A 12,456-nucleotide genomic window follows, 5' to 3' on the forward strand; every position below is an offset into this window, starting at 1 on the left:
CATGCCTGATCCATTCAGTTCTCATCCTCTCGACAAGGCTGTTCGTTACACTTTAAAGGGTGGCTTACCGCTATTTTTATTTTTGTTTTCTTTGCTTGCAGGCTTTATCGCTTTACAAGCCACTCCCCGTGAAGAAGAGCCGCAAATAGTCGTGCCTATGATTGAAGTTATGGTAGACGTACCCAATTTAACGGCCCGTCAAGTTGAACGCCAAGTCACGACTTCATTAGAAAAATTGCTGACACAAATTTCTGGGGTTGAACATGTTTACTCCACTTCATTAGACGGTAAGTTATCCGTCACCCTACGTTTTTATGTGGGTGAAAATCGCGAAGATGCTTTATTAAACACTTACAATAAACTCTACGCTAATCAAGATATTATCCCTTCGGTTGTAAGAAATTGGCTATTAAAACCGATTGAAGTAGACGATGTGCCTATCGTCATGCTGGGCTTAATCAGCAGTGATGAACAACAATACAACGACGTGGCGTTGCGCCGTATTGCTCAAGAAGTATCGACTCTGCTGCAAGGCATAGACAACACCAGCGAATTAAAAGTAGTAGGCGGACGTACACGAAAAGTAATAGTTGAATTAGATGTCACTGCCCTTGCTGCACATCAAACCAGTGCGTTGAATGTTTATGATGCCATTAGACAATCGAATCAATTACGCCAGTCTTCTGGGGTGATTATGGGCGCCAATGCGGTATTAATTGAATCAGGTGATGTGATACGCAGCATAGACGAATTAAATAATTTAGTGGTTAACATGATCAACGGTAAAGCCTTGTTATTACAAGATGTTGCCAAGATCACCGACAGCCAAGAAGAAGTATCTGCATATCAATGGCTTGAATACAGCCATCAAGCCAAAAACAACAGTCAAAGCGCTGTTGATAAATCCCTAAGTCAGCAAGCTAACCCTATGGTGACTATTAGTGTAGCCAAACAAAAAGGCACCAATGCCGTTAAGGTGGCTGAACAAGTTTTAGCTAAAATGGCTGAGCTTAAAGCAAACTTCTTACCGGCAGAAATACACTACAAAATACTTAGAGATTATGGCCAAACAGCCAACGAAAAGGTCAATAACTTGAGTACAAGTTTAGCCTTTGCTGTGTTCACTGTGGTGATATTTATTGCCATATTTTTAGGTTGGCGCGCCGCAATTGTTGTGGGTTTGGCAGTACCTGTATGTTATGGGCTGACTTTATTACTAGACCTCATGCTGGGCTATAGCATTAACCGCGTGACCTTGTTTGCCCTGATTTTATCTTTAGGTTTGTTGGTTGATGATCCCATTACTGGCATTGATAACATCAGCCGTTTTTTGAATATTCCAAAAGACAAACGTACTAAAGCCGAGCGTATAGTCGCGGCAATGGCAGAAATTCGTTCACCCCTTATTATGTCAACCATCACCATTATTTTAGCTTTTGTTCCCCTCGCTTTTATTACTGGAATGATGGGGCCATACATGGCACCAATGGCTTTTAATGTGCCTATTAGCGTAGTCTTATCTAGCATAGTCGCTTTTTTAATTACGCCTTGGTTAGCATCGAGCATTCTAAAACCTAAAGAGCAAGCTGAATCAACCCAACAATCAATGTACGACAAATTACTCAGCCCACTCATTGCTAATAAAAAGCGGGCAAAAATAGGTCTTTGGACAGTATTGGTATTGTTTATTGCTGCCAGCTTATTACCCGTTTTACGGGGTGTACCACTAAAACTATTGCCTTTTGACAATAAGAATGAAATTCAACTATTAATAGACTTACCCGAATCAGCCACGTTAGAACAAAGTGCGGCCTTAACCCAAGACGTGATCGAAATAGCCAAAAAGCTCCCAGAAGTATACATGCTAGCGGCTTACGTAGGCGAAGCCTCGCCTATGGATTTTAACGGTATGGTACGCCAATATTATCAACGCAATAATCCTAACCAAGCTGAAGTGAGACTGATATTAGTCGACAAAGATAGCCGCGAACATCAGTCTCATGGTGTGGTTTTACGTCTTCGAGAGTTACTAGCGCCTTTACAGGCTAAACATACACATATCAAAGTAGTAGAAGTGCCCCCTGGCCCGCCTGTACTGAGTACCTTAGTGGCCGAAATTTATGCCGAACCTTTTGTCGATCTAGCGACTCAGCAACAGGCTGCAGAAGTGTTAATGGCTAGACTTAAAAAAGAACCCTATGTGGTTGAAGTTGACTCAAGCCTGACAGCCACTCAACAAATACAGCGTTTTGTGGTGAATAAACAAAAAGCCGCGCTTTCTGGTATTTCAACTGCCGACGTTAATCAAACCTTAGACTTAGCAGTAACAGGTTTAAGTGCAGGTATTTTTCAACAAGACAACGAAACCACACCAATAGACATTGAATTAAAGTTACCTTTTGCCACGGCCAATCAAATCAGTGATTTTGATGCCTTACCGTTAAAAGGCATGCTAGGCGTGGCTCAACAAGATGCAGGCGTAGGCTTACAAGCCGCTCCGCAACCAATAGTCAGTTTGGCAGAATTAGGCCAGTGGCAGTCTTTTACTGTGAGTCAGCCCATATTACACAAGGACTTAAGACCTGTTATTTATGTTACAGCTGAATTGTCTGGGCGCACACCCGCCGAAATTATTGCCGATATTAGTAGTGACTTTGTCGACACAAGTGACATGGCCAGTTCCAGTAAAATCAATCAAGCGATGAGCCAACAAACTCCACAAACAGACTGGCAGTCACGTACCTATTTAAGTTCTGGGGCGGGGATCAACTGGGCATTACCTGAAGGTGTTGAGGTTAATTTTGGCGGCGAAGGAGAATGGCTAATTACCATTGATGTGTTCCGTGATATGGGCATTGCCTTTGCCTTTGCCTTGGTGGGTATCTTTTTTGTATTACGCTGGCAAACCTCAAGTAGCGGCCTGGCCTTGATTATTATGTCGGCTATTCCGTTAACCATAATAGGTATTATGCCGGGATTTTGGTTAATGAATCAATTTGGCGAAAGATGGATTGGCAATGCCCCCGACCCCGTTTTATTTACCGCCACAGCTATGATAGGTATGATTGCCTTAGCCGGAATTGTGGTACGTAACTCACTAATATTAGTTGAGTTTGTCACCCTTGCTAGATCCCAAGGACGCAATATAAAACAAGCTTTATTAGCCGCTGGCACTGCACGAATGCGTCCAGTATTGTTAACTGCAGGCACTACCTTATTGGGCAATGTAGTGATCATACTCGACCCCGTTTTTAGTGGCTTAGCCTTAGCCATTATGTTTGGCATTATTGCCTCGACATTCTTTTCATTATTCGTGGTACCTATGGTGTATTTCTTGGTGTTTAAAGACAAACCAGCAACATCTGACAACGCCACAAACCCAACATCGCAGCCCTTAATTAATACTCAGGAGCACCAAGCATGAAAGCTAATCTAATACCTAAAATCATCGCTCCAATCGGAGCTGTCGCAATATTATTAATATCTATAGCCTGGATGGCGGGATTATTTGCAGATAAAATTCCACCAGTAGATGTAGTCACCGACAAACAAAACTTTGCAGACACCATTCAAGTTAGCCAAAGCAACATCAGCAAAATGGAGTTTGCCCCTGCCAGTTTAAAAGCTCGGGAAACCACCTTGATATCGAGTCGAATTTTAGCGCGCATTGAAAAAATCAATGTGCGATCTGGCGATCAAGTCAGTCAGGGTATACCGTTAATCATTTTAGAAAACAGTGCTTTACTAAGCCAAGTAGCACAAGCTAAATCGAGGATAGGCTCGCTACTAGGCTCAATGGCTGAAGCAAAAAACGCCCTACAACGTATGCAAGATTTAAAACAACAAGGGTTAGCATCAAGTGCCGAGCTCGACCAAGCGCAAGCCTTATTCACTCGCCTAAGTGGCGAAATCGAAACGGCTAAACAAGGGCAAAAAGAAGCTGAAACAGCCTTAGCTTACAGTCAAATTGTAGCGCCTATTTCAGGGACAATAGTCGACCGTAAAGCCGAACCGGGTAATATGGCCACACCAGGGCAACCATTATTAGCCCTATACAATCCCAAATCATTACGAATAGAAGCTGAAGTACGAGAAAAACTCGCGATCAAACTCACCTTAGGCCAACAATTAACGGTGAATATCGACAGTTTAAACATGCAAGTACCAGCCACCATATCTGAGCTGGTACCAGCTGCCGACCCTAACGCTCATAGTTTTGTGGTAAAAGCAGATATTGAATTTAGTGAAAAACTTCGCCCTGGCATGTTCGCCCGAATGCAAATCCCTCTAGAACAAGAATCTGTTATTTTAATTCCCCAAAGGTATGTGCAAAGTTTTGGTCAATTAGACAGAGTATGGGTAGTAAAAGACGGGCAAGCGAGTCGCCGCTTTGTGCGCTTAGGCGAAAAGTATGATGAGCAAATTGAAGTACTCTCAGGATTAGAGCCAGAAGAAATCATCACGGCAACAATCGACTAGGTGTGATTATACCAAGGGATAACCGCTAGCCTGACATGACAGAATGGCAGGCTCTTGATCTGATAGGAAAGGATCAGCTAATTGCAGTGCAAGCAAAAAACAAAAGCTTCTCACCACAGAGTTCACAGAGAAAAAACAATATATAGAGCTTAAAGCTCTGATATTAAAGGTTATGATACCATCCGTCCGACAGAGCATTGAGCGAAAAGCGGAAGTTGAGGATATTCAGTTTATGATTAATACCCGCAAAATTAATCACTTACCAATTGATTTTATTAGAGATTATTTATCTTATTGCCAATAAAAACTGAAAACTGAAAAAACAAAATGAGCCCTGCCCAAATGACATAATAGGCAGCGAATTCAATATATTTCAAAAACCTAATTTAGCCACCCAAAGCCATAAAACATCCATTAACAACTGAATTAACAAGCAAAAAGTAATTTGCTTTGCTCTATTAGACTAATTGCTACTTTATTTGTTGCCAAATATGATTACAATCCCCGCTTAATCTCTACATTAAGGAAAACCAATGAAAACAACTCAGGTATTATTACTATTAAGCGCACTTAGTTTCTCACAAGTCAGCTTAGCAAACGACTTTCTTAACTCAGCTAAAAGTTTATTAGGCAGCAGCTCAACTGAAGATGTAACCAGCAGCTTAAACATCAGTGACATGGTGGGTTCAGTATCTGAATCATTAGGGATTACAGAATCACAAGCCACGGGTAGCTTAGGTTCAATTTTTGAATATGCCAAAAACAATATCACTAAAGAACAAGTGGCTTCTATGGGCGAATATTTACCTGGTCTTGATTCATTGTTAAGTGCGGCACCTGAAGTCAGCACCGGCAGTGAAGAGAAAAAAAGCGGTCTAGGTGGACTATTAAGTAAAGCATCTGAGTACAGTGATTCGTTAAGTGCAGTAGCAGGGCTACAAAAACAATTTGAATCTCTTGGTTTAGACGCTGACATGATCACTAAAGTGATTCAGAGTGCTTATAGTTATTTAAATACCGATCAGGGACAACAAGTAAAAGCTTTGCTAGAAAAAGGCTTATCTTCTCTTAAACTTTAGTCTAATTTCTACATTAACTAACAGTCAAAATTGTCATTGCATTGAACTAATAGGTATTATTAGTTCAATGCAACATACACAGCTAAACAGTGTTTGATGCATAATTAAAGTCACTTTCAAGTAAATTTACCTCTAATACTAGACAAGGAAATAAAATGGAATCATTTGAACAACAAGCGCAAGCTTTTTACGATAAAGCCATTGTAATGGGCACAGAGTATGGCGCTCAGTTAATATCAGCGATTTTAGTACTAATCATAGGTTTATGGATTATTGGTAAAATTAGTGATGCAGTTAGATCTTATGCAGTAAAAGGCTTACCTGACGAAACCCTAGCAAAATTTCTCACCAATATTTTTGAGGTTATTTTAAAAGTATTATTAGTTATCAGTGTAGCGTCTATGGTTGGCATACAAACGACTTCTTTTGTAGCCATTATTGGTGCCGCAGGTTTAGCTGTTGGTTTGGCTTTACAAGGTAGTTTATCTAACTTTGCTGGCGGTGTAATGGTACTCATTTTCCGTCCTTTCAAAGTTGGCGACTATGTGGGTGCTCAAGGTATTGAAGGTGTAGTAATAGATATAGGTATTTTTGTCACGACTTTCGAAACCTTTGATAAGCGTATTTTAATTATACCAAATGGCCCTTTAGCTAACGGCAATATAACTAATTTCACCAAAAGCCCGGTTCGTGCAGTAGAAGTGTCTATCGGTATTTCTTACTCTGACGATATTGCTAAAGGTAAAGCGGCAATGGAAGAAGTATTGAAAAATGATCCTCGTGTATTGCAAGAAGAAGGCAATGTAGTAGCCGTAGTTGATTTAGGCACAAGCTCAGTAGACTTTTTAGTCAGAGCATTTGTTAAAACCGATGACTACTGGGCAATGTTCTTTGATCTTCGCCCAGCGTTAAAAGCGGCCATCGAAGCACAAGGTTTGACCATCCCGTTCCCACAACGCGATGTACATATGATCCAAGGAAACAGCTAATCTACAATTAGCATAATCCGATAACAAAAGGTGTGCATTTTAATGTACACCTTTTTTTTAAACTAAAATTAAGGTGTTGCTGCACAATTACAGTTTGATTTTCCCCCAACTAATGACATACATTGGTTATCTTATTATTTCTTTTTCAGGTTTATCCTATGAAATTACAGTTATCATTAAAAAAATTAAGCATAAGCACATTACTATTTGCCTTATCTGGACTGGCCAATGCTAACAGCTGCCCCGATTTATTAACCTTTGTGAAGCGTAAACTAAACTCCCAAGACACAGTTAATTTATGTGAAGCCTATCAAGGCAAAACAGTATTGTTTGTCAATACCGCCAGTTACTGTGGTTTTACTCCGCAATTCGAAGGATTAGAAGCTCTTTACAGTAAATACAAAGATGATGGTTTAGTGGTCCTTGGTTTTCCTTCACATGACTTCAATCAAGAAGCTGACAGCGAAGTAAAAACCGGCGAAATCTGTCAATTAACCTACGGCGTAAAATTTCCTATGTTCGAAGCTACGTCAGTGAAAGGTGATGATGTCGACCCTTTATATAGAATGTTAGCAAAGAAATCTGGCCAAGCCCCTAAATGGAATTTTTATAAATACCTAATGGACAAAAATGGTCAAGTAGTTAATGTATATCCATCTAAGGTAAAACCTTCTGATAAAGTGTTAGTTGAAGACATTCAAACAGCCTTAGCGCTTTAATCAGCCGGGAAAATAAGCTACCGCCAATGTTCGGAAAAATAAATACACCAATCAAATCTATTTATTTTCCTATTCATTTTGGTGCAAATATTGCTTTGTCTATGCACTATTCTGTGGTTCAAAAGGTGTAACTTCCATGTATTTAAAAAGCTCAGCGATGCAATTGACAGTAAAAGAACGTTCTTGGTTGCCTTGGTTTGGTCAAAATGGAAAGTTAGCTCTTAGTCGTTCATGTTATGTAAATAAAAATATATATCCGATAATAGAACAGACGTTCGAAGGCATTGCAGCAACCAGAGTCCAACTATTAAAAGTTTGGACCAATAATCATTGGGATCACCTTAGTGCAACCCGCTCAGTGTTGTTGCACTATAATGATGCAGAAACACAAATCTATTTACAGAGAAAATGTGCAGAAATTGCTGATTTTTCTGAATTATTTATTGTCGATACTAGCGGAGTGGTTCACTCATCTAGCGAACAAAGTAGAGTTGGACAAAATCATCAACAGGTAAATGCTCTACGCCGAGCTGAAAAATTAGACAGACTTTTACATGGTCCTTATGTGGACGAAGTTACTTTAAAACTTGGCCCATCCAGCTCTAAGTTTCATGATCAAGTGACTCTAATGTTTTATTTACCCTTAGAAGATGGCAAAAACCCAAAACGCTTTTTGTGTGGCCGCGTGCCGAATGATGTTATCGGAGATATTATTCAACGCGAAGCTGGGCATATATATGCTGAATCAGGAGATAATTACCTTTTTATGGTTGAATCACGATTTGATCCAACCATAACACCAGGCACTGCATTATCACGCTCTAGATTCGAAGATAATGCTTTTAGTCATGGAGAAAACCTAAAATCTGGAGTAAATACTGATTTTGGTTTGGTGAAAATAAGCCAACATACTGAATTTGAAATTCGTTTTACCGATCCTGCTACAGGTCAGTTACACCCTGGGGTAAGAGAAACCATAAAAAATGGTGAAAACATTTTTGTCAGCTACCCAGGATATTCAGATTATCGTCATATACCTGTCATAGGTAAAGGCGTGACATTTAGTTTACCCGGCTCATTAGATAAATGGGGCATGATGTGTGAAGCAGACTTAGAAGAAGTCTACCGTCGCCGTTCGATGAATATCAGTTTAATGAAAATTTATCTGTTTTTAATGACCGCGATTGTGGCTATCAACTCTAGCTTGTTTCATTTCACAGATTTATCCACTTTAATAGTCAACAGCATTACAGCAATAGTGGGCTTTATAAGTTGTTTTATTTTTTCATCCATTGGTACCAATAAAGTATCGACTCGACAAAACGAAATGACATCAGTGATCCGGACCATTGCAGAAGGAGGTGGCAATTTAACTCAGCGACTTGATCCTGATAAGCTGAAGCATGATGAAACGGGTGATATGAGTCGCTGGATCAATAGTTTCATCGATAATTTAGACGGTATTGTTGGCCAAGTCATTCATGCTTCACACAATGTAAAATTGACCAATGAAGACATGTTAGAACATAACCAAGATGCATTAGTATGTTCAAATCAAGTGCACCAATCCATGCTACATATGAAAAACTTAATAGAAACACAAAGAAAAGAAATATTAAGTGCTGCTGACACGGCGCAAGATATGAAAACTAGTATGGCGGATGTGGTAAGCAAAGCTGCGGCTAATTATAGGGATGCTCGTTCAGGAACGCAGGCAATAAGAGATATAGTTGAGAATACAGCTCAAAGTGTACATGCAATTGATTCACAAATGAGCGATATTGGCAATATTATTTCGGTGATCACTGGCATCACCAATCAAACGAATTTATTGGCTTTAAATGCTGCTATTGAGGCAGCTAGGGCTGGACAACATGGTAGAGGATTTTCAGTGGTAGCTGATGAAGTAAGAAATTTAGCGGCTAGAACCGCTGCCGCAGCCACTGATATCCAAAATATGATCCAAGGTTTACAAAATGAAACACAACAGGCTGTAGAGTTTATGGAATCAGGGGTAAAAGAAGTGGACGATAGTTTAAGGTTAACTGAAGCCAATTCTAACGAAAATGCTGAATTGCACAGTATCGTACAAAACCTATTTGAAACCATTAGTGTGATAGAACAAAACAGTACCAAAAATGGCAACACTGTCAATGAAGTCACAGATGTCACCGCCAGAATGGCTGAGGTGATACATCAGCTCGCTAATAGTTCTAAACAAGTAGACATCACAGCCAATAAACTGCAACAACTAGTCAGCGAGTTTACTGTCAGTAAGCACTAACCCCAACAAATCTAATGGCAAATCAATCAGCATAATTAATATCATTGAATTTGCTATTAGATTACAATCACTTCCTAAGATTGGTATGTTCAATCGTGTTATTCAACCTAAAATATATAACCAATAAAGCAGCATCCCCCTCATTCACCACATCGAACATCAGGAACAACGGATAACATGAAAATTGAGCAATTTTTGCATTTAGAAGATGTATTAGAGCTTATTCTAGATACCGTTTGTGTAGTAGATAAAACAAATAAATTGGTATTTGTCAGTGCTGCATTTGAATCCATGTTTGGATATAAACCTGAGGAGGTAATTGGTCGGTCGGTTTACGATTTTGTCTATAGCGAAGATAATCATAAAACGTCCAACATAGTAGAAAAGATTTTACACGGCCAGACTCAACCAAGCTTTGAAAACCGCTGGGTGCACAAGTCAGGAAAAATTATCCATGTATTGTGGTCAGCACGCTGGTCAGAACAACACCAGGTAAGGATAGCTGTCGCTCATGACATTACTGAACGAAAAAAAATGGAGCAACATTTAGAATATTTGGCTAATCATGACCCCCTCACTAAACTCCCAAATAGAGCGGCATTAAAAAAATGTTTGCAAGTATCCTTATCCACGGCCAAAGCAAACAACACACATTTGTACCTGCTGTTTATAGACCTAGATAACTTTAAACAGATAAATGATAATCACAACCATACTGTTGGTGATCAAGTATTAGAAATAGTTGCCCAACGCCTTTTAAATTGTGTACGTGATACGGATATTGTCGGTAGGCTTGGTGGCGATGAATTTGTTATCTTACTGGATAATATGAGCAGTAAAGAAGATGTCACTAAATTAGCAAATAAAATGTGCTTAGCGGTTGAACAGCCAGTCTCACTTGCCAATACCACTCTACAACTATCTCTCAGCATTGGTATCGCTGCTTACCCTGAACATGGAGCAAACTACGATAGTTTAATGCAATTTGCAGATGAAGCTATGTACAAGGCTAAAAAAGCAGGGGGAAACAGAGTTATAGTGTTTTAATATGAACTTAAGGATGTCTTCCCAAAAATCAGGCTTTTAAAAATCATTTTTTTCAATCACAGTTAGAGCCTCGGTGCGTTCAATCACTTTTAGCAAGGTAGTTTGGATGCTTTCATCTTTTCTTACATCAATCTTGCTAGCAAAACGTTGTTCTTGGACCTCAGCTCCTTCTTCTAAAAGAAAGCCTACCACCACCTCAGTAGGACAATCTGCTGTCTGCCCTAAATATGTCAATGTTATTTGCGGATACCCTTGAAAACCTTTATTAACTCGCTTAGCAATACGTTTAGTCGATTTATCCAAATTCATAATTATTCCCTAAAATAATAAATAACCGATGCCAACCCAGCTTAATAATTGGCATGGCAGCATACAACTAAGCTTTTGTTAATAAGGCCTGATGTGCCAAAATGGTGACCTACAAAAAAGCAAAATATTAAGCAATATGCCTTACTCTTGTGACTGATGTACCTACAGATATGTCTTTATTAGCGAACTCAATAAAGTCAGTTAAGCTAACAGCCTTTGAAAATAAATACCCCTGCCCTTGCTGAATACCTATCTCACGTAAAATATGTAAATGCTCAATTTTTTCTATTCCCTCAGCCACCAATTCACAATTTGCGGCTTTAGAAATTAATAAACTTGCTTCAACAATGGCACGATTAATTGGATTTTGGTCTATTTCCATGACAAAACTTTTATCAATTTTAATAGAATCAATATCAATATTGCGTAAGTAACCTAAATTTGAATAACCTTTACCAAAATCATCAATGGCAATACTAATTCCCAAAGCACGTATTTGATTTAATTGTTTTTTAACTAACAATGAATTAGACAAAGCAACATCTTCTGTGAGCTCTAACTCAAATTGAGAGAGGTTCACATCATGTATCTCTGACATCTGTTTTAGGTTTTTTACAAAATCTAAATCGTATAATTGTGTTGGTGACATATTCACTGCGAGTTTTAACTGAAGCCCGGCCCGATTTAATTTAGCGGCTCCCTTAAATGCTGAATCTAACACCCAATATCCCACTTCATTCATCATGTTATAGGATTCGGCAGCTTCAATTAATGCTCCTGGAAATAACACGCCATCAAGGGGATGATTCCAGCGCAACAAACACTCAGCACCTAATATTTTTAAAGTATTTAATTCAATTTTAGGTTGAAAATACAGTTCCAACTCGTTCTGTGCTAAAGCTCTTGTAAGATCAGCCTTGAGAGTCAAAGAACGACCGCAATCCTCGTTCTTAATTTCATTAGCATATTGAAAATTATCGAATTTATTTGATTTAGCCTGTTTTAAGGCCATTTCAGCAAGTGAAAAATAGGCATTAATATGAGTATTTTTGGCTGGGTTAGATGCCACCCCCACATTAAAGTCAACAATGAAGGCATGATCATTACATTGTATTGGTGTTTTGAAATGAGAAATGAGGTGAGTGTAGAACTCGTGTAATTTTTGTTCTTGGAAAATACCAGTCAGGACTAAACCAAATATATCACCACTAATACGACCAAATACCGCTTTGTTTCCAGCGAGATAAATGATTCGGTTAGCTATCTCGAGTAATATTTTGTCGCCAAAGTCGTAACCTAAACTGCTACTGACATCAGAAAACCTCACAACATCAATCAAAAATAGACTCTGATTAGAATTAACTTGAAGTAGTTTTTCAATATTATCTAAGAAAACATAACGATTGGGAATCGTGGTCAAAGAGTTATGGGTATCAAGCATTAAATAATTCAGTCCTGTTTAACAGTATAAATTCGACTAAATATCCCTTCCTCAGTCAACAATTCAAAATATAAAGCAATGTAAAAAGTGGGATATAATTAAGGCTTAT

At 38.9% G+C, this 12,456-nt stretch carries 9 protein-coding genes; 7 read left to right on the forward strand and 2 right to left on the reverse strand.

Going from position 1 to position 12,456, the window contains the following annotated elements; translation table 11 throughout:
* Position 1 precedes the first annotated feature (1 nt).
* The 7 genes from GQR87_RS13810 (at position 2) to GQR87_RS13840 (ending at position 10,597) form a co-directional block, all read left to right on the forward strand.
* A complete protein-coding gene (locus GQR87_RS13810) occupies positions 2–3,424 on the forward strand; it encodes an efflux RND transporter permease subunit (protein WP_158970267.1) in 3,423 nt (1,140 codons plus the stop codon).
* Entirely contained in the window at positions 3,421–4,479 is a 1,059-nt protein-coding gene (locus tag GQR87_RS13815; RefSeq protein ID WP_158970269.1) for an efflux RND transporter periplasmic adaptor subunit, read from the forward strand. Before GQR87_RS13810 ends, GQR87_RS13815 begins: the two co-directional genes overlap by 4 nt.
* A 533-nt stretch (positions 4,480–5,012) precedes the next feature.
* The gene (locus tag GQR87_RS13820) at positions 5,013–5,558 is read left to right on the forward strand and encodes a DUF2780 domain-containing protein (RefSeq protein WP_158970271.1); all 546 of its coding nucleotides are present in this window, start codon (positions 5,013–5,015) and stop codon (positions 5,556–5,558) included.
* A 155-nt stretch (positions 5,559–5,713) separates the two neighbouring features.
* Positions 5,714–6,547 (forward strand): mechanosensitive ion channel family protein, encoded by an 834-nt coding sequence (locus tag GQR87_RS13825; RefSeq protein ID WP_158970273.1) that lies wholly within the window; start codon positions 5,714–5,716, stop codon positions 6,545–6,547.
* Between the two features lie 158 nt (positions 6,548–6,705).
* Positions 6,706–7,266 carry a glutathione peroxidase gene (locus GQR87_RS13830; RefSeq protein ID WP_158970275.1) on the forward strand — a complete coding sequence of 187 codons (561 nt, stop codon included), beginning with the start codon at positions 6,706–6,708 and terminating at the stop codon, positions 7,264–7,266.
* 136 nt (positions 7,267–7,402) lie between these two features.
* On the forward strand, positions 7,403–9,550 hold the full coding sequence (locus GQR87_RS13835; RefSeq protein ID WP_158970277.1) for a methyl-accepting chemotaxis protein: 2,148 nt from the start codon (positions 7,403–7,405) through the stop codon (positions 9,548–9,550).
* Between the two features lie 177 nt (positions 9,551–9,727).
* A complete protein-coding gene (locus tag GQR87_RS13840) occupies positions 9,728–10,597 on the forward strand; it encodes a bifunctional diguanylate cyclase/phosphodiesterase (RefSeq protein WP_158970279.1) in 870 nt (289 codons plus the stop codon).
* A 36-nt stretch (positions 10,598–10,633) separates the two neighbouring features.
* Here GQR87_RS13840 and GQR87_RS13845 read toward each other — a convergent pair whose 3' ends face one another.
* On the reverse strand, positions 10,634–10,906 hold the full coding sequence (locus GQR87_RS13845) for a hypothetical protein (RefSeq protein WP_158970281.1): 273 nt from the start codon (positions 10,904–10,906) through the stop codon (positions 10,634–10,636).
* A gap of 127 nt (positions 10,907–11,033) precedes the next feature.
* A complete protein-coding gene (locus tag GQR87_RS13850) occupies positions 11,034–12,347 on the reverse strand; it encodes a bifunctional diguanylate cyclase/phosphodiesterase (RefSeq protein ID WP_158970283.1) in 1,314 nt (437 codons plus the stop codon).
* Between the last annotated feature and the right edge of the window lie 109 nt (positions 12,348–12,456).

The sequence above is a fragment of the Paraglaciecola sp. L3A3 genome (assembly GCF_009796765.1).
In the GTDB taxonomy this organism is placed as follows: domain Bacteria; phylum Pseudomonadota; class Gammaproteobacteria; order Enterobacterales; family Alteromonadaceae; genus Paraglaciecola.

Coding starts and splice junctions, on each gene's coding strand:
- GQR87_RS13810 (WP_158970267.1), top strand. CDS start 2: ATGCCTGATCCATTCAGTTCTCATCCTCTCGACAAGGCTGTTCGTTAC.
- GQR87_RS13815 (WP_158970269.1), top strand. CDS start 3,421: ATGAAAGCTAATCTAATACCTAAAATCATCGCTCCAATCGGAGCTGTC.
- GQR87_RS13820 (WP_158970271.1), top strand. CDS start 5,013: ATGAAAACAACTCAGGTATTATTACTATTAAGCGCACTTAGTTTCTCA.
- GQR87_RS13825 (WP_158970273.1), top strand. CDS start 5,714: ATGGAATCATTTGAACAACAAGCGCAAGCTTTTTACGATAAAGCCATT.
- GQR87_RS13830 (WP_158970275.1), top strand. CDS start 6,706: ATGAAATTACAGTTATCATTAAAAAAATTAAGCATAAGCACATTACTA.
- GQR87_RS13835 (WP_158970277.1), top strand. CDS start 7,403: ATGTATTTAAAAAGCTCAGCGATGCAATTGACAGTAAAAGAACGTTCT.
- GQR87_RS13840 (WP_158970279.1), top strand. CDS start 9,728: ATGAAAATTGAGCAATTTTTGCATTTAGAAGATGTATTAGAGCTTATT.
- GQR87_RS13845 (WP_158970281.1), bottom strand. CDS start 10,906: ATGAATTTGGATAAATCGACTAAACGTATTGCTAAGCGAGTTAATAAA.
- GQR87_RS13850 (WP_158970283.1), bottom strand. CDS start 12,347: ATGCTTGATACCCATAACTCTTTGACCACGATTCCCAATCGTTATGTT.